This window comes from Halomonas sp. TA22, from assembly GCF_013009075.1.
Lineage (GTDB): Bacteria > Pseudomonadota > Gammaproteobacteria > Pseudomonadales > Halomonadaceae > TA22.
The window spans coordinates 3,262,427-3,280,505 of the sequence record NZ_CP053108.1 but is presented as its reverse complement, the minus strand read 5'-3'; the positions used below and the strand labels follow the sequence as shown (position 1 = coordinate 3,280,505).

The following is an 18,079-nucleotide window of genomic DNA, read 5'->3' as shown; positions in this document are numbered from 1 at the left end:
GAACAACAGTGTTCAGAAGCGCAGCCCCAATAACCGATCAAGCGAATATTCACCGCCGCCGCGAAGCAAGATAGCCACGGCAAGCAGCAACCACATTAGCGGATATTCGATCCCACCAGCGGTCCAGAAAAAGCCATTCGGCACATGTACGCTCAAAGCAACCGCTAGCAGGGCCGCAATTGCAGCAGCAGCGGGCCTTGTCAACAGCCCAAGCGCCAGCGCTAGGCCGCCGAAGAACTCGACAATCCCGGCGAGAAGTGCAAATAAAACACCTGGCTGCAGGCCGAGGGCGTCCCCGAAGAAGGCGCCCGTGTCGGTGAGCCCATAACCACCAAACCAGCCGAAGAGCTTTTGCGCGCCGTGAGGCATGAGTATGAGGCCGGTCGTGACCCGCACCAGCGGGTAGGACAGTGTGCTTAACTTGCTGAGCACACCTTTCTCAGAACGGTTCAATGTCGCAGTATTCATGGTATAGCACCTATTAAGTGAGAGATGTTAAAGCTCAATGGATCTTGCGATGTAGGATGAGGTAGTTTCGATTCTTAGATAAGATGGCAGGATCGGAACTTATGGTTGATAGATTGGAAACCTTGGGTGGTGCACTTGAAGATGTCCGGGCTTTCTGTGCGGTTTCAGAGTTCGGGACGGTATCAGCAGCGGCGCGCCAGCTTGGGGAGACGAAGGGTGGTATCAGTCGCCGCCTATCGCGTTTGGAGCGACGGCTCGGGGTGACCCTGCTAGCACGCACTTCACGGGCAGTATCGCCGACAGAAGAGGGCATTGCCTTCTATACCAAAGCCCGGGAGGCGCTAGTGTGGCTGGACGATGCGGCTGAAGGCGCGCGGCAATCGCAAGACATACCTCGCGGGCACCTACGCGTGACAGCGCCAGTGGATATTGGGATGGAGGTAATGCCTCGGATCGTCGTGAAGTTCCGGAAGATACATCCGCAGATTACCGTCGAGCTTCTGGTTACCGATGTGCCGCTTGACCTCGCAACCAACCGTGTCGATCTGGCGCTGAGAGCGCGCGTGGGACAACTGCCGGATATGGGCTATCGGGCCTCACCCGTGGCGCAGTTCCAAATCGGGCTATATGCCGCACCCGGCTACCTCGCTGCGTACGGATTGCCTGATGTGCCGGCGGTGCTAGCCGAGCATCACTTGGTCGTCTCGCGTGAGTTCGTAGGAGCCGCTCAACTGGTGCTGACAGATCGACGGGGACGCTCTCACGAGGTGATTGCCCGTCCGATCATTCGCACCAGCGACTATGCCAGTGTGCTGCGCCTGACGATCGCAGGTGGTGGGGTCGGCCCTATCCCGGACTTGGTCGCAGCAGAGGCTGTCGCCTCTGGCGCTCTGTTACCTGTATTGACGGATTGGCGGGTGTCGGAGGGCACGCTTTATGCCATCAGTCTGAGCGGCAAAGATGCACCGGCGCGAGTGAGGGTTTTTCGGGAGTTCGTACGAACGGAGTTGGGCGATGTGAAATGAGAGAGAATGAACCGTGCCGGGATTCCCGAAGACTCGCCAGGCGGCATTACGCTACAGTTCGGGGGCTTCAGTGCACCCTCAATTCTGCGGGTTGCTCTTATTCAGCAGCATCGCTCTCGCGAAAGGTCGACAGACTCTAGCCCGCTGAGAAGTTAATGAAGTAGTCACGCCGATCGGTTGAACTCACCGCGACCTTATCTTGCGGCGATCTACGTATCAGGCAGTCCCAAGCCGAGCAACCATGAAGTCCACAAACACTTTGATCTTGGGTAGCGATTGGCGACTGGAGGGCCACAAGATGCAAACGCTGCGGTGATCCTGGACATGCTCTGACAGCACACTGACCAGACGCCCCCTCAAGAGCGCGTCGGCGATGGCGAAGTTCGGTAACAGTGCAATTCCAACCCCTGCCTCGGCCATTGCCTGCAAAGGCCCGGTCCCATCGGCAATAACGGATTGGGGAAGCTCGATGACAGCAGGCTCCCCTTGTGTTTCCAGCGGCCACGGTGCCAGCTTGCCGCTGGAAGGGAAACGGTAGCGCAGACAAACGTGGGAGATCAGTTCCTCAGGCCGCAAGGGTGTGCCGTGCTGCGCTAGATAAGCTGGCGCAGCCACCAGATGGTGCTGGTAGCTGCGGAGTTGACGCATGATAAGCCGCGAGTCGCTGATCTCACCGATGCGTATCACTGCATCGAAACCTTCCTCGATCACATTGACCAAGCGGTCAGTGAAGCTCATCTCAAGCTCAATGCTGGGAAATGCCTGCTGGAAAGCAATCAGGTGATGCATGAAGTGTTCGCCGATTTGTGGCAGGCCCACCCGTAACTTTCCCTGTGGCGTGGAACCAGCCTCGCTTAATTCTGCCCTGGCGGTATCGAACTCGGTCAGGATGCGTTGGCAACGTTCCAGAAACAGCTCGCCTTCAGCGGTCAGGGTGATGGAGCGGGTTGAGCGATGAAACAGGCGTGCGCCCAACTCCTCTTCCAGACGGGCTATCGCCTTGCCAACCGCAGAAGAGGAAATGCCCAGTCTGCGCCCAGCCTCGGTAAAGCTTCGGGTCTCGGCGGATTGTACAAATGCGCCCAGCGCACCGAAGTAGTCCATGGCCATGGCACATCCCTTTCTCAATTAAAGAATAATTTTCCTTTATGTTTTGAATACTAGCTTATTTTTCCTTTTGTGAAAGCCTATTACAGTCTTCGCATCCTGATATAGCCGTTTCCCCAGCGGGCCGGATATTTCTCTACTTGCGAGGCGCCCATGGCCACTTCTGCCACTCTTCCCCCGGAACTGGCTCAGCACGCCGGTTATGCCCGGGTGTTTCGACCCGGCCATCTTACCTTTGGCTTCATCGCGCCATTGGAAAGCTACCCTGATACCGTCGGACCGACCCTAAGCGACCATCTCGAGATGGCCCGCAAGGTCGACGAAGCCGATTTTTCGGCGATCTGGCTGCGTGATGTGCCCTTCTATGATCCCAACTTCGGTGATGTGGGCCAGGTTCTGGATCCATTGGCCTATGCGGGTTTTCTCGCGGCAGTCACCCGACGCGTTGCCATCGGCACGGCGGGAATCGTGTTGCCGCTGCGCGATCCGTTGATCGTCGCCAAGCAGGCCGCCAGCGTGGACCAGCTGCTGGGTGGACGCTTCCTGATGGGGCTGGCCACCGGCGACCGGCCGGTGGAGTACCCCGCCTTCGGCGTGGATTTCGACAATCGCGCCGAGCGTTTCCGTGATGCGCTGAGCATCATCCGCTCGGTCACCGAGCAGAACTGGCCGGTGCATGCCTCGCGGTTCTACGGGGAGCTGACCGGGGGTCTAGAAATGGTGCCCAAGCCGGCGGCGGCACGACTGCCGACCATCATCATCGGTCACGCCGGGCAGACGCACGAGTGGACGGCGCAGAACACCGACGGAATCATTTCCTATATCGCCAACCCGCAGCGCATCCCGGCAATCCTCGACCAATGGCGCGCGGCCTGTACGCCCGGCGTGTTCAAACCCTATGGCTACGGCACGCTGTTCGACCTGGATCGGGACCCAAACGCGCCACTGCAACCCGGCCGTGTGCTGCGCGCGGGCCGCAATGCATTGCGTGAGCTGTGGTTGCGCCAGCAGGAGCAGGGCGTGTCTCATGTCGCCCTGCACTTCAAGCCGCAGCGGCGTCCCGCGGCGGAGGTGATCGACGAACTCGGCGAGCATCTGCTGCCGCTGTTTCCCAGCCATGCCCCCGGAGAAAGCGCATGAATCGACCACTTCATCACATGGATTTCATTTTTCAGACCAAGCTGGGCACCTACCCGTTGGCTGTGCAGTGCGAAATGCTGGCCGAACTGGGCTACCAGGGGCTGACGGTGTCGGCCTGGAGCAAGGAGCTGACGTCGCTACCGCAGGTAAAGTCGCAGTGGGGGCTGGACGTGGGGGCGATCTACCTGATCTATCGTCAGGGTCTGGAAACCTTCGTCACCAATATCTTCGAGTCCATCGAAGGCTGCGCCAGCATCGAGCTGGCCCTGCACTCCGGTGACCAGGTAACGGATGCGGACCGGCGGATGCTCGCACAGCTGCTGCCGATTGCCGAGCGCCAGGGCATCGACATCGCGCTGTACCCGCATGGGCGCTACGGCATGCAGACCACTAGCGAAGCGGTCGCGCTGTGCCAGGAATTCGACCACCCGAACCTGGGCATCGTGTTCAACGGCTACCACTGGTATGCCATGCAGGAGAAGGCGCTGGAGCAACGCCTCGATGCGCTCTGGCCATGGCTGCGCCAGGTCAATATCGCTGGCACACGCCTGTCGCCACTGGGCTGGGGCGAGCTGGCCACCATCGAACCACTGGATGAAGGCGAGATGGATAACTTCGTCCTGCTCGGCGCGCTGGAGCGGCGCGGTTACTCCGGGCGCTATGGGGTGCTGGGCTGGGAAAGCATGGGCGGCGATGTGTATGGCAACCTGCAACGCTCACATAAGGCCTTCCGCTCTATGGAACGGCGCCTGGCGGCTCACCCCGAGTGGGCTGTCATGACCCCGCTGCCCTCTTGAGCCACCGCAAGGAGACATCATGAAGCATGCCATCCATGCGCTGGACTCGTTCTTCTATAACTCCATGGGCGTGTACCAGTTCCAGACGCAATGCGAGATGCTCGCCGAACTCGGTTACGACGGCATCACCGTCTCGGCCTGGGGCGGTACGCCGTTCACCGACCTGTCACTGCTGCCCGGGGTCAAGGCGCGGCATGGTCTGGACATTGCCGGGCTCTATCTGGTCCTGCATGAAGGGCGTAACGATGCGGTGCTGCGCCGGATCATCGAGACCGTCGAGGGGGTGGAGCTGATCGAACTGGCCATTCAGACCTCGGCCAATGGCATCGATGGCATTCTGCGCAGCATTGAATCGCTGTTGCCGATCATCGAGCGGCGTGGTCTGCGTCTGGCCCTGTATCCGCACCTGCGGCATGTCACACAGACCACCTACGAGGTGCAGCGCCTGTGCGAGTACTTCAACCACCCTCGATTGGGCATGTTCTTCAATGGCTACCATTGGTATGCCAGCCAGGAAGGGCAACTGAAGCAGCGTCTGGAGGCGATCGAACCCTGGCTGATGCAGGTGGATCTCTCCGGCAGTGCCCTGTCACCACTCGGCTGGGGCGGGGTAGCGACCATGGAACCGGTCGACCGTGGTGAGCTGGACAACTTCGCCGTGGTCGCCGCACTGAACCGCATCGGCTATACCGGCAGGATCGGTATCCTCGGCTGGGACTACGGTGGTGATATCTACCTCAAGCTGCAGCGCTGCCTGGCGACCATGCGCGCCATCGACGCGCGCCTGCAGGCCCGCCCGCACTGGGCGGAAATCGAGGCCCGAGCCTGATCCGTTTTGCATTTTTGCATCAATGAACCCATGAGCTGCTGCGGCTGATGTGCTGCGCGGCCCACGCATCTGAAGGAGTCACACTTGGCTACTCTATCGGTACTTGACCTGATGATGATCGGCGAAGGCAAGACCTTCGCCGACACCCTGGACGAGGCAGTCATGCTGGCCCGCCATGTGGAACAGCATGGCCTTCAGCGCTACTGGATTGCCGAACACCACGACCTGCCGGGCATCGCCTCCTCGGCCACCACCCTGCTGGTCTCCCACCTGGCCGCGGCCACCCGCCGCCTGCGGGTGGGCGCCGGGGGTATCATGCTGCCCAACCATTCGCCTCTGATGGTGGCGGAGCAGTTCGCGACACTGGAAACGCTCTATCCCGGGCGGATCGACCTAGGGCTCGGGCGCGCAGCAGGCGCCGCCGGGCCCAGCATCCGTGCTCTACGCGGCGATGCCTCGGAGCGGGGCTTCGAGCAGGATATCGGCCAGCTTTCGGACTACCTGCTGGACAACGGCCGCCAGCCGGTTCGCGGCATTCCCGGTAAACACAAGGTGCCCCTCTGGCTGCTGGGATCGAGCATGTACAGTGCCGATCTGGCGGCCAGACTTGGCCTGCCCTACTCCTTTGCTTCGCACTTCGCTCCGCATTTCTTGCAGAAGGCCGTGGCCCACTACCGGACAAACTTCCAGCCCTCCGCCATGCTGGACAAGCCTTACGTCATCGTCGGCGCCAATGTCATCGTCGCCGATACCGAGCAGGAGGCCCAGTTTCATGCCAGTTCGCATTTCCATTGGGTCAACTTGCTGCACCAGGGAAGGCCCGGCCCGCTGCCCCGGCCTCAGGAAGGCTATTTGCAGCGGATTTCCGAGGTCGAGCGGCGGGGCCTGCAACAGGCGATGGCCTGTTCGGCAGTGGGCGACACCCGCCAGGTTGGCGACTGGCTGCGCCACTTCATCGAGCTGACCCAGGCAAATGAGCTGATCATCGACGCCCGCATCCATGATCCCGCGGCGCGCTGCCGCTCCTATCAGTTGGCAGCGGAGTCGCTGGCCGGTTGAGCAGCCCCGGTATCGGTGGCAGGTGAACGCCAGGCTAGGATTTGCCAAGTTCATTGAATCTGTGAGGGAGTGATGTAGCGGGTGAAGAGGGTAGCCAGTCGCTGGGCGCCCGAGTGCAAGGGGACGCCCCGGAGCTTGAGCAGCCCGAGCGTGATGGGGGGGACGGGAGGTAGGGAGTCGAAGCTGGCCAGCCCTTGGCCAGACAGGGGATCATGGAACAGAATGTGCGGCCCGAAGCCGATCAGGTCGGTTCGGCGCATCATCTCCGTCATCAGGGTGGGCGAGTCGCATCTGACGACCTGGCGTGACAAGCCAAGGCCTTGCCTCTCCAACCAGGCCACCAACTGCTGTGCCGAGCTACCGGCGGCCAGGTTAAGTACCCAGCGAGCTCCCACCAACTGGGACCACTCCGTGGCAGCCAGCATCGGGTGGCCAACACGTGCGGCGGCTTCAACCAGAATCTGCCCTAATGGCTCGAAGGCGATCTCGTAGGGCAGGTCGTCCGGCTCTGCTACGGCGATGGCGAAGTCGATGCGTCCCTCCATCAGGCCTGGCAAGACGTTGGTCAGCATGCCCTCCACCAGGGTCAGGCTGGCATCCGGCTGCTCGCGCTCGAATTCGTTGAGAACGCTGGGCAAGGCCGTGGCGGCGATCGCTGGTGTGACCCCCGCCGTGATCTGGATGCCCGCGCCGCCTCGTAGCCAGCGTATCTCGTCCCTGGCCTTGTCCAGGGTCGACAGCGCGAGACGGGCTCGTGTCAGCAACGCCTGACCGGCAGGCGTGAACTCGACGCCCTTATAGCTGCGCACCAGCAGCTCGGCCCCCACATTGGCTTCCAGTTCTCTCAGCGCCTTGGTCAAGGCGCTTTGGCTCAGATGCAGCGCCCTGGCGGCGCCACGAATGGATCCCTGCTCGGCCACCTGAACCAAGGCCTTGAGTTGATGATGTTTCATGGCTTAGCGAACTCTTTAGGTTGTCACCAGGCAGATTATGTCGTCTTTACGTTGTCTCTTGCCACTGCCAGCATGAAGCCATCAACAATAATGTAACGCTGGACGGTAAACAGAATGACAGCTCACCCGACGCATCAGCCAGATCTCGCCAAGATGAAAGCCTGGCGCCACCAGATTCATCAGAACCCGGAACTTGGCTTCGAGGAGGTCGCGACCAGCCGCCTGGTGGCGGAGCGGCTAACCGAGTGGGGCTACGAGGTGCATACCGGCATCGCCGAAACTGGCGTCGTCGGCGTGCTGCGCTGGGGCGACGGCTCAGGCCCTCGGCTCGGGTTACGGGCCGACATGGATGCCCTGCCCATTCACGAGCAGACCGGCCTGCCCTGGGCCAGCCAGATAGCGGGGAAGATGCATGCCTGCGGCCACGACGGCCATACCGCCATCCTGCTAGGAGCCGCCGAGGCCCTGGCCCGCCTGCATCGCGATGAAGACCTGTCGGGCAGCGGCACCCTGACCCTGATCTTCCAGCCCGCCGAGGAACTGGGCGGCGGCGGTGGCGCCCGGCGCATGATCGAGGAAGGCCTCTTCGAGCGTTTCCCCTGCGATGCGCTCTTCGCCCTGCACAACTACCCCGGCAAGCCCACCGGCCACTTCTATTTCCGTGAGGGCGCCTTCCTGGCCTCCTCAGACAAGGTTACGATCACCTTCATCGGCAAGGCCGGACACGGTGCCATGCCACAGCTGGCGGTGGACCCGACCCTGCCGGCAGCGGCTACCGTGATGGCCCTGCAGAGCATCGTGGGGCGCAACGTGGATCCTAACCTGGCCTCGGTGATTAGCGTGGGCCGGCTGCAGGCCGGCAACTCCTACAACATCATCCCCGAGACAGCCGAGCTCGAACTGAGCGTCCGGACACTGGACCCAGAGGTGCGCGATACCCTGGAGCGACGCATCCGCTCCATCGCCCAGGCCCAGGCCCAGGCCTTCGACTGTCGCTGTGACTTGGCCTACGAGCGCGGCTATCCGGTGCTGATCAACGCACCCGCGGAGACACAGTTGGCCGTCGAGACCGCCCGCGAACTGTTTGGCGAGACCCGGGTCGAGAGTCCCGCGGCACCGCTGACCGCCAGTGAGGACTGCGCCTTCTTCCTCGAACAGGTGCCCGGCTGCTACCTGATGGTCGGCAACGGCGACAACGGCTATGACCAGGGCGATCACCTGGGGCCCTGCAGCGTGCACAACCCCCATTACGACTTCAACGATGAGTGCCTGACGCCTGCGGCGGCCTTCTGGCTAGGCTTGGTATCCCGGTACTTCTCATCCTCGACCTTGCGCTCATCCTGAGCCATCTCGGCCACTGGCCGACACCTATGCCCATCAGGGACAACAACAATACTGGAGAACCTCCTATGACCCACATGAAGAAGACCACTCTGGCCGTCGGTATCGCCCTCGCCCTGGGCGCCGGCGTCACACATGCCCAGACCACCCTGACCCTCTCCAACTGGGTGCCACCGAGCCACTTCATCAGCACGGACATTCTCGGTGCCTGGGCCGAGCAGGTCGTCGAGGCCACCGAAGGGCGCGTCCAGATCAGGATCCTGCCCAGCGCCGTCGGTTCTCCTGAGCAGCACTGGGAGCTCGCCCGCATGGGCGTGGCGGACATCACCTGGAGCAACTTCACCTACGAGCCGATTCGCTTCAAGTCGCTGTGGTTCGCCGAGATGCCCCTGACCGGTTCCAACGCCGTCGCCTCGTCCGTTGCCCTGTGGGATACCATCGAGTCGCACCTCGGCGACGATACCGCCTATCAGGGCGTGAAGCTGTTGGGCGTCGGTCTGCTGGGCGGCGGCGCGTTGCACCACGGCAGCCGGCCGATGGTGGAGCCCGAGGACCTGGGTAACCAGAAACTGCGGATGGGCGGGCCTGTCCAGCGCGAGCTGCTGGAAGCCTTGGGTGCGGTCCCGGTGGCGGCCCCTGCCACCCGCGGCTACGAACTGCTCGATAGCGGTGTCGTCGACGGTTCGATGCACCCGCTGGAGTCAGTGATCGCCTTCCGCCTGGAGAGCCAGCTGCAACACCATACGCTGTTCCCCGGCGGCTTCTACGACGGCACTTTCTTCATCGGCATGAACGAGCGCAAGTGGAACACCCTGTCCGAGGCGGATCAGGAGGCGATCATGAGCGTGTCGGGGGAGCACCTCTCGCGCCTCTGGGGGGAGCGTTTCCATGCCCAGAACCAGGCCGCGGAAGAGGCCCTGAGAGAGGACGGCAACCAGTTCCATGAGCCCTCCGAAGCCCTGCTCGACAAGACACGGGAGGTGCGCGAGGCGATGCTGGAGAGCTGGGCGGAGGACATGCGCGAGATGGGCTATGACGACCCCATGGCGATCGTCGACTTCTACCAGAGCCGCTACCAGACACTGGATAGCGAATAACCCGGCCAGCCCCGCTCGGGGCAGGAGTGACCCATGCGATATACGCTCAATCGTGTGAGGCTGGGGGTGGAAGCCGTGCTGATCACGGCACTGTTTGCCATCGTGGCCCTCACCTTCTGCGACGTCCTGGGGCGCCGGCTGTTCGGCACCCCCGTTTATGGCGCCCATGACCTTACCGAGCATCTGATGGTGGTCATCATCTTCTGTGGATTGCCATTGGTCACCGCTGACCGTGGGCATCTGGCCGTCGATCTGTTCGACCGCTGGCTCTCCTCCCCGCGCCTGCGCTGGTGGCATGCTCTGGTCTCGGTAGGCGTGGCGGCGATCCTCTTCCTGATTGCCTGGCAGTACCTGCTGGCAGCACAGCAGGCCGTGCTGATCCATGAGGCAAGTCAGGCGCTCTATATCCCACGCAGCTACATGTACGTGTTCATGGCCTTCACCGCCTTCCTGGCCGGGCTGGCCGCGCTGCTGCCGGCGTCGATCTTCAAGGGACCCGGGGCCCAGGATCAGGGAGGAACTCCGCTATGACGGTCGGTATCGTCGCCCTACTCGGTGTGTTGGGGCTGGCCTTCCTGCGGGTTCCCCTGGCCTTTGCGCTGCTGACCATCTCTATCGCGGGGCTCAGCTTCGTGGTCAGCTGGGATGTGGCACGTTCCATGGTCTCGCTGACCATCACCCAGGCGGTGTTCTCCTATGAGATGGCCGTCGTACCCATGTTCGTGCTGATGGGGAATGTCCTGGCTCGCTCGGGGATCGCCGATGACCTCTTCCGCGCTGCCTATGCCTTCCTAGGATCGATCCGCGGAGGCCTGGCGCTCTCGACCATGATGACCTGCGCCGGTTTCAGCGCCGTGTCCGGCTCCAGCCTGGCGACGGCCGCCACCATGTCCAAGGTGGCCTACCCGAGCATGAAGCGCTACGGCTACTCGGACTCCCTGGCCACAGCCACCATCGCGGCCGGGGGCGGGCTGGGCATCCTGATTCCGCCCTCCATCATCCTGATCGTCTACGGTATCCTCACCCAGACCAATATCGGGCACCTGTTCATCGCCGGCGTGCTGCCGGGCCTGCTGGGACTGGGCCTCTATCTGGTCGTGGTCTGGCTGGTGGCCCGCTGGCGGCCCGACAGCGCCCCGCGAGGCGATGCGGTGCCGCTCAAGGAAAAACTGAGCTCGCTGCGTGGCGTCTGGCCCTTCGCCCTGCTCTTTGCCATGGTCATCGGCGGGATCTACCTGGGGCTGTTCACGCCAACCGAGGCGGGCGGCATGGGGGCCGGCTTTGCCCTGATGATTGCCCTGTTGCAGCGGCGCCTCGGGCTCAAGCAGCTCAAGCGCATCTTCGTCGAGACCGCTGCCACCTCGGTGATGCTCTATGCCGTGCTGTTCGGCGCCATGCTATTCACCCACCTGATCTCCTTCTCCGGGCTGGGCGAAGGCATCCGCCAAGGAATCGAGGGCCTGGGTCTGACCCCTTATCAGACTCTGCTGATCATCCTGCTGGTGTTTCTGGTGCTGGGCTGCGTGATGGATTCGCTGTCCATCATCCTGATCTGCGTGCCGCTGTTCGTACCCACTCTGGCTGCCAGCGGCTTCGACATGGTGTGGTTCGGGATCATCGTGGTGGTGGTAACGGAAATCGCCCTGATCACGCCGCCCATCGGCATGAACGTCTTCGTGATCAAAGCCAGCTTGCCCCATGTCTCGCTGGTGAGCATTTACAAGGGGCTGGTGCCCTTCATCGGCGCGGATCTGGTAAGGCTGGGGCTGCTGATCCTCTTCCCCTCGATCTCACTGATTCTGGTGCAGATGATGCAATAGCCGCGACGCCAGCCAAGCAGAAGGTAAAAACCCAGCGAGGGCCGGAGAGTATTGGCGGGGTGGGCCCAGCTGGACTCGAACCAGCGACCAAGGGATTTGAGTGCAATTTTGTAACTTTAAAGGATCGCGCCTGCATGCAGCTGCATATCGCACTCCCACAAGAAGGGCAAGCTGTGGTGGTTATCGAGATGCAGAGTGGCGGTTTCGAGCAGCATCTTGATACACGGGCCGATGAAGGTGGGTCGATGCGGTCAGGGCGGTCACCCATTAGCCCAGGATCACCACCCGGTCGGTGCCATGGCCGATGCCGGTGGCAGAGAGGAAGTACAGGCGTCCTCAGACGCGACCAACGTGGTGCATATCGACGCTGGCCACCCTTCTTGCACTATTATTTGAAGAGAAGGTAAGCTCCTGATCCCAGAGAAAACAACAAAACCCCAGTCCGCATAAGCCATGCGTCTAGCCGATAGTGCATAAAACGACTGGCCAAGCCACCAATCGCCAAGGCTGGCAGTAGTGCAGCGACCCATAAGAGCTGATAAGCATAAAAGAACCCTACTGCAACCAGAATTATCAAGGAAAAGACCTCCCCAATCAGGAAGCAAGTCGCAATAGTAGAGCGCAATACGGAACCTGGTTTATGCTGGTAGAGTAGTGCCATCGGCGGCCCTCCCACACCAGTGGCAGTCTCGCTGATTCCTGTGATAAATCCCGCGCCGGCACACTCACCTCGCCTCGGGTGAAACGGAGGTAAGAGAAATGCGCTCAGTACCGCTAGCACGGTGACACCCCCGACCAGTTGATTGAGCCCCCGGGCTGATACCAGTGACAGAACCAGCAATCCCAGCACCGTCCCGGGTACACGTCCGACACTGATATAGACCACCCCTTTCCAGTCAATATCATTTCGCTCGCGTGCGGCGACATACAGATTCAACGGTAACATCAGAAGCAATAACGAAACCGGAAGCAAATCAGGTCGAAGCAGCCCCATGACCGGGGCCAAGATCAAGGCAAAGCCAATACCGACGATCCCTTGTATAAAAGCAGCGATACAGGTGGTCACTGCAATCAACACGAAGGATAGAAAATCTCCTTCATTCATGCGCCGTGCGGCTCCTGGGGCTGCGAGACACCGACAGAACCTCGGGATGTCGCCCTTTGCCGTTCCTTACGGTGCTCGTCCGAGGTGGGATGGATGCGCAGGATAGAGGCTCCGGCCACCGCCGACGAGGCAGCTTGCCGCACCTCCTGCATCAACGCGCGACCATCCCAATCCAAGGGCCACCCCTGCCAGAGACGCAACTGGCCATTGGTGAAGACTGCTGTGATCTGCTCGCGCCCAGCATAGCGAACAAGTTCCCACTGGCGGTCCCAACTAGGCGTCATTTCCGGCACATTGATATCGACTAAAAGAAAGTCAGCTGCAAGGCCGGGGGCAATTGCCCCGGTTACATCACCAAGTCCAGCGACATCGGCCGCTCCTCGTGTGGCATGTTCCAGCCACAACCAACCACCGCCACATGAGGAATCGCCAATTGCCAGCCCAAACGCCAGCCGCTGGTTGGATTCTGCAGCGTCTAGAAGCCGAAAGGCATCACTGCGCGTTCCGTCCGTCCCAAGACCAAAACGAATACCGAGTTCCGACATTTGTAGGGCAGGTGCTACAGCATTGCCCTTCCAGACGCTGGCGACAGGATTATAGGCCACGGCGGTATCGCTATCCCGAAGCAGGCTTAACTCCTTGGGAGTTACCAAGGTAGCATGGGCGAGTAATGTCTGTGGGCCAAGCGCGCCAACTGTTTCAAGATGCTCGATGGGGCGCTCGCGGCGCGTCACTAGCGACCGCTCCACGGCCTGTAGATGTTCGTTGGCGTGGGTCTGAAAAATCACTCCGGCTTCGGCGCACATCGTCGAGGCATAACGCATCATGGCATCACTTGCCACTTCCGGAATCGACACCGCTAGAGAAGGCCTAATCAGCTCACTTCCCTGCCAACGACTCAGATGCTTTTCAGCACTGGCTAGAATTTCTTCGCGGCTAGCGATGCTGGCGGTACCGGCCCGGTCATTACAGATCAGTCCCAGCACACAACGCAAGCCGGCATCCTGCGCCGCCTCAGCGATGATCCCGCTATCCTGAGCAGAACGACATCCTGCATCGACCACACTAGTAAAACCACCACGCAAGGCCTCGAGCGAGGCTAGCTTGGCCGACAGATACAATAATGAAGTATCAAAGCTAGCCTCTAGCGGCACCCATATCCGCTTGTAAATCTCGGAGGGTTCTCCGAAAACTAGAGATTTACCAATCGACTGCGAAAGATGGTGATGGGCATCGACGAAGCCGGGCATCATGAGGTAACCGGCCATTCGGATCGGCTCCAAATCCGGATGTCGCTCACACATGCACTCCAGCGTACCAACCTCAGCAAATCGCCCCTGCGATACCAATACCGCCCGGTCCTTCGCGATGCCGTCCGGCAACAGAACCTCTTCGGGTGCCAACAGCAGCGTCTCGTCAGTAAAGGAGGAAGGCCATATCGTCTCATCTCGGTTCATATCTTCGCCATAACCACGTCTCATTCCCGATTCCCCTTGAAATCGTCATAACGCAACTTTTCGATTTTAAAGGACCCTCAGAGCCCCGAAAGAAACTCAAAAAGTGCAGGCAGTTTCACACACAACAGGAGGCCGAGACTTTGAAAGGCCGCATTCGAGTGGAAAGCGGACTCCAGCACTCGCCCAACACAAGACCTTTAGGCAAACCGTTTCTTGACACGAACCTCGATACGCGAAGCGATCAGGAAGAGAGCTAATGAAATGAAAGTAGTGACCAAGCTGGCACCGAAAGCCCGCTCGGTGCTGAAATCTGCCATAGTGATGGCGAATAGATACCCAAGTCCGGATGTGCCCATCAGAAACTCGGCTACCATGGCGGCTAGAATGGCTTGTGACGATGCCAGCCTCAGCGCCACAGCCAGACTAGGCATCGCAGAGGGAAGAGCCAAGTGCAGGAAATAGGACCACCGTGACGCACCCAGCACACGAAACAGCCCATCCGAACCATTGGGCAGAGCACGGAGTCCTGCCGTCATGAACACAAAGGAGGGAAAAAAGGTGATGATGACAGCCACTGCGATCACGGTCGAGGCATCATACCCCAGCAGCCTTGCAATGATGGGGATCAAAGCGACGACAGGAACCGAACTGAACATCACGGTAACGGGGGTCAGGAGTCCCGACGCCACTTTCGAGGACCAGGACAGTGACGCCAGCATTCCTCCCAACAGCATGCCACCTACCAGTCCCAGCAACGCCGTCGAGAGGGTCATTAAGGTATGGTGGAGATAAATATTAGAGTTTGTAACGATGTCCCACAATACCGCCGTCGGAGGTGGCATGACGATAGCGCTGTAGGACATTACCATCACCCAAACCTGCCAGAGCAGGAAAAGCAGGGCGATGGGCCAATAACCAACCAGAGTCTTCACTAGGCTACCCGATATCACACTCCACAAGGGCGTCGACCTATTCATCTGCTCACTCTTTATTAGTTGTTCACTCTTCATCATGTCACTTCCTATCTGTCGGATATCGCTCAACGAAAGCGCTTGTAGGCGGAGCGCTCCAGTACGGTCAGCATTAGATAAAGCGCCAATGACATGCAGGTGACGAGCAGTACCGCACTCCACAGCAGGGAAATCTGAAAGTTCTGCATAGCATTGACGATGAGCACCCCAAGACCGCGTGTAGCACCGAACCACTCACCAATGATGGTGCCTATGAGCGCCGCCGGAACCGCAAGCTTGAGGCCGCTGACAACGACAGGCAGGGCCGCTGGGAATTCTAGTCTCACCAGTCGCTGTGCTGAGCTGGCCCCAAAGACCGAAAACAGGTCCCTGTGACTTTCTGGAACAGTACGAAGACCGGAGCTAGCCGACACGAAGATAATGAAGAAAACATTGATGGCGGAAATACCCACCGGAGTGGCATCGCGGCTAAGCAGGACCAGAAAAACAGGCCCCAGGGCGATGGGAGGAATAGCATTGAGAAAGGCGGAGAAGCGCTCTATGCCAAGTCTGAGTGCCAGGCTTAAGTGCGCAATAACCGCCAGCCCTAATCCCATGACACCACCGATGAGGTAACCTTGGGAAGCGGCGGCAAGGGTGGTTGTCAGCGCGCGCTCGAACAGACCGCGACGCGCGGGATCGAATAGCAGCGACAGCACATCACTCAAAGCGGGCCAGGTGATGCCGACAAGTTGATAATGCCCAATGACTTCCCAGGCCAGCAGCAACAGGGTCAACCCCATTATCCCGAGGAATACCGACTGCAGTCGCTCGATCGTCATGTTCAACTCCCTGCCTCTGTGGCGGAATCCTCTTGAGGAACAAGCAACTCGGTGAGCTCATTCGTCAGTTCATAGAAGGCTTGGGTGCGGATCATCTCGCCGGTGCGTGGCCTGGGGAAGGGAACTTTGATCTCCCGCAGAATTCGGCCCGGCCTACGACTCATAACCACTACGCGATCAGCGAGAAATAGGGCTTCTTCGACGGAATGCGTCACTAGCAGAGTGGTATGCTGGTGCTCGGACCAGATCCGTTGCAATTCGTGATTCATATGACGCCGCGTCACGGCATCCAAGGCGCCGAAGGGCTCATCCAGCAGCAGAACCTGCGGCTTGAGTACTAGTGAGCGGGCGATTGCGGCCCGCTGGCGCATGCCGCCCGAAAGCTGTCCGGGGCGGCTAGCCTCGAAGCCTGATAATCGCACCAGCTTGATCAGCATCGCTACGCGTCTCTCGTCTACTGGCCGGTTCGATAATCGGTAGGGCAAGGCAATATTCTGTTGGACTGTCAGCCATGGCAGCAACGCATGATCCTGAAATGCCACCCCCAGAGCATGCTGCTTGACGAGTTCTTGTGGAGCACGGCCATTAATCAACACACTGCCCGCACTCGGCGTGTCCAGACCTGCCATTAGGCGCAGCACGGTACTCTTACCGCAGCCCGATGGACCAATTAGTGCCACGAACTCGCCTTCATCGAGGCACAGCGACACCCCGTCAAGAGCCACCACATCGTTACCGGTACCACTGCCCGGAAATTTTTTGACTACATTTCCTAGATCTATCATTGAATTCTCGGCCTCCACCTTATTGAAACGCCCGCACTATCTAGCCATTCGGCCCACAAGGCACCTATGCCAGCATTACCACCACCTTGATGCATGGCACATGGGGCATTGCCGAAGACAGCCTGCCGTTATGCCGATCACTCAGCGGAGGCTCTCGTGTACTTCCTGCATGATGGTGGTATCCACGATCTGATCGACATTCGGCAGCTCCTCTCGCCCGGATGCCCTGGCTGCGTCATACATGGGACCAGCGATTACGGCCTTATCCAGTGTCAGCAGACGATGATCAGGGTCATCGTAAGGACGCATGAGCTGGATCTGCGTCTCGTTCTGCCGCCTTTGCTGTTCGGGGTCCAACCCCAGATCAGCGCCGAAGTTATTGACGACCAACTCCACCGCAGCATCGGGATCTTGCTCGTTTTCTATCCAGCCACGCGTCAAGGCACGCATGAAGCCAATGACGCTCTCTCGCTCTTCTTCCAAATAATCCCTGGTGGTGAAGAGCACGCCATTAGATGAGGTAAAGCCAAGTTCATCAAAAAGAACAAAATGGAAGTCTTCGTCACGCTCCAGCCCCATCATTTCTAGGGTAATGACCTGATTGGTTTCGAAAGCGGTATAGCCATCCCCATCGCCCGCCAGCAAAGGCTCAGGTGAAAAACCTGTGGGAATGGACTCCCACTCCGCTTCTAAGTCATTCAAGGTGAAAGTGGCATTCACGACCTCCCGCTCTGTCGCACGCTGTGCCAGGATACGGGAGCCGGCCATATCCTGGGCCGCCAAAATGGGTTTTCCGGGCAGCGAGATAATCCCCAGGGGCGAGACAGGAAGTGTCGCGGCCAGCATCACGAAGTCATTCCCACGCGCCACGGCATCGAGAAAGGGAATCCAATTTGTGTAGCCAATTTCAGCATTTCCTGATGCGACTACAATTTCCGGGCGAGTGGCATTAGGCCCGCCCGGGATATAGTCGACATTCAGACCTTCTTCATCAAAATAACCATTCTCGATGGCCACCCAAAGTCCCCCGTACTCGATATTGGGAACCCATGTTTGCGCCACACGCACCTTATTGTTCTGCGCATGAGCCAAGCTGGCAGACGTATTAGCTATTGTATTCAACGCGACGAAGAGCAAAGAAACTGAAGTTACAGTCGCGAATTTTTTGTTAAGCATGAAATCACCTTCGATTTATTTTATCGCACCAAAAAAGTGCCGAAAAAACATTAATGCACCACGTTAATGCATGATATTATCGCTTAATTTCTAATATCGCTAAAACTAGCCTTTTCAACTGTACGCGT

The 18,079-nt window shown here is 59.7% G+C and carries 18 protein-coding genes; 9 read left to right on the top strand and 9 right to left on the bottom strand.

The genetic code is table 11. From position 1 onward, the window contains the following. Positions 1-12 precede the first annotated feature (12 nt). On the bottom strand, positions 13-468 hold the full coding sequence (locus tag HJD22_RS15540; protein WP_208654576.1) for a DoxX family protein: 456 nt from the start codon (positions 466-468) through the stop codon (positions 13-15). 101 nt (positions 469-569) lie between these two features. Between HJD22_RS15540 and HJD22_RS15535 the strand changes: the two genes are divergently transcribed. Next, positions 570-1,493, top strand: a complete 924-nt coding sequence (locus tag HJD22_RS15535; protein ID WP_208654575.1) for a LysR family transcriptional regulator — start codon at positions 570-572, stop codon at positions 1,491-1,493. A 216-nt stretch (positions 1,494-1,709) separates the two neighbouring features. On the opposite strand, the gene HJD22_RS15530 is transcribed toward HJD22_RS15535, so the two are convergent. After that, positions 1,710-2,603, bottom strand: a complete 894-nt coding sequence (locus HJD22_RS15530) for a LysR family transcriptional regulator (protein WP_248730283.1) — start codon at positions 2,601-2,603, stop codon at positions 1,710-1,712. Positions 2,604-2,753: 150 nt separating this feature from the next. Between HJD22_RS15530 and HJD22_RS15525 the strand changes: the two genes are divergently transcribed. From HJD22_RS15525 to HJD22_RS15510, 4 genes are all read left to right on the top strand, one after another. Then, on the top strand, positions 2,754-3,740 hold the full coding sequence (locus HJD22_RS15525) for an LLM class oxidoreductase (RefSeq protein WP_208654574.1): 987 nt from the start codon (positions 2,754-2,756) through the stop codon (positions 3,738-3,740). Next, the gene (locus tag HJD22_RS15520) at positions 3,737-4,537 is read left to right on the top strand and encodes a sugar phosphate isomerase/epimerase (RefSeq protein WP_208654573.1); all 801 of its coding nucleotides are present in this window, start codon (positions 3,737-3,739) and stop codon (positions 4,535-4,537) included. The genes HJD22_RS15525 and HJD22_RS15520 overlap by 4 nt, the downstream gene beginning before the upstream one ends. A 19-nt stretch (positions 4,538-4,556) precedes the next feature. After that, positions 4,557-5,366: a sugar phosphate isomerase/epimerase gene (locus HJD22_RS15515; protein ID WP_208654572.1), complete on the top strand. Its 810-nt coding sequence runs from the start codon at positions 4,557-4,559 to the stop codon at positions 5,364-5,366. An 84-nt stretch (positions 5,367-5,450) separates the two neighbouring features. Beyond that, on the top strand, positions 5,451-6,425 hold the full coding sequence (locus HJD22_RS15510) for an LLM class flavin-dependent oxidoreductase (RefSeq protein WP_208654571.1): 975 nt from the start codon (positions 5,451-5,453) through the stop codon (positions 6,423-6,425). A 50-nt stretch (positions 6,426-6,475) separates the two neighbouring features. Here the strand turns inward: HJD22_RS15510 and HJD22_RS15505 are convergent, their stop codons facing one another. Next, on the bottom strand, positions 6,476-7,378 hold the full coding sequence (locus HJD22_RS15505) for a LysR substrate-binding domain-containing protein (RefSeq protein ID WP_208654570.1): 903 nt from the start codon (positions 7,376-7,378) through the stop codon (positions 6,476-6,478). Between the two features lie 114 nt (positions 7,379-7,492). Here HJD22_RS15505 and HJD22_RS15500 point away from each other — a divergent pair, with 114 nt between their 5' ends. From HJD22_RS15500 to HJD22_RS15485, 4 genes are all read left to right on the top strand, one after another. Next, positions 7,493-8,722 carry a M20 aminoacylase family protein gene (locus HJD22_RS15500; protein WP_217267773.1) on the top strand — a complete coding sequence of 410 codons (1,230 nt, stop codon included), beginning with the start codon at positions 7,493-7,495 and terminating at the stop codon, positions 8,720-8,722. Between the two features lie 65 nt (positions 8,723-8,787). Further along, positions 8,788-9,816, top strand: coding sequence for a TRAP transporter substrate-binding protein (locus HJD22_RS15495; protein WP_217267772.1), 1,029 nt, complete (start codon positions 8,788-8,790; stop codon positions 9,814-9,816). A gap of 33 nt (positions 9,817-9,849) precedes the next feature. Beyond that, complete coding sequence (locus tag HJD22_RS15490; protein WP_208654569.1) at positions 9,850-10,347, top strand: TRAP transporter small permease; 498 nt, start codon at positions 9,850-9,852, stop codon at positions 10,345-10,347. Next, on the top strand, positions 10,344-11,636 hold the full coding sequence (locus HJD22_RS15485) for a TRAP transporter large permease (RefSeq protein ID WP_208654568.1): 1,293 nt from the start codon (positions 10,344-10,346) through the stop codon (positions 11,634-11,636). Before HJD22_RS15490 ends, HJD22_RS15485 begins: the two co-directional genes overlap by 4 nt. Positions 11,637-12,024: 388 nt before the next feature. Here the strand turns inward: HJD22_RS15485 and HJD22_RS15480 are convergent, their stop codons facing one another. From HJD22_RS15480 to HJD22_RS15455, 6 genes are all read right to left on the bottom strand, one after another. Continuing rightward, entirely contained in the window at positions 12,025-12,741 is a 717-nt protein-coding gene (locus HJD22_RS15480) for a sulfite exporter TauE/SafE family protein (protein ID WP_208654567.1), read from the bottom strand. Further along, complete coding sequence (locus tag HJD22_RS15475) at positions 12,738-14,222, bottom strand: amidohydrolase family protein (RefSeq protein ID WP_217267771.1); 1,485 nt, start codon at positions 14,220-14,222, stop codon at positions 12,738-12,740. Before HJD22_RS15475 ends, HJD22_RS15480 begins: the two co-directional genes overlap by 4 nt. A 173-nt stretch (positions 14,223-14,395) precedes the next feature. Next, positions 14,396-15,211 carry an ABC transporter permease gene (locus tag HJD22_RS15470; RefSeq protein WP_217267770.1) on the bottom strand — a complete coding sequence of 272 codons (816 nt, stop codon included), beginning with the start codon at positions 15,209-15,211 and terminating at the stop codon, positions 14,396-14,398. A gap of 26 nt (positions 15,212-15,237) precedes the next feature. Next, the gene (locus tag HJD22_RS15465; protein ID WP_208654566.1) at positions 15,238-15,990 is read right to left on the bottom strand and encodes an ABC transporter permease; all 753 of its coding nucleotides are present in this window, start codon (positions 15,988-15,990) and stop codon (positions 15,238-15,240) included. Between the two features lie 2 nt (positions 15,991-15,992). After that, positions 15,993-16,775: an ABC transporter ATP-binding protein gene (locus HJD22_RS15460; RefSeq protein ID WP_208654565.1), complete on the bottom strand. Its 783-nt coding sequence runs from the start codon at positions 16,773-16,775 to the stop codon at positions 15,993-15,995. A 141-nt stretch (positions 16,776-16,916) separates the two neighbouring features. Then, the gene (locus tag HJD22_RS15455; protein WP_208654564.1) at positions 16,917-17,951 is read right to left on the bottom strand and encodes an ABC transporter substrate-binding protein; all 1,035 of its coding nucleotides are present in this window, start codon (positions 17,949-17,951) and stop codon (positions 16,917-16,919) included. Between the last annotated feature and the right edge of the window lie 128 nt (positions 17,952-18,079).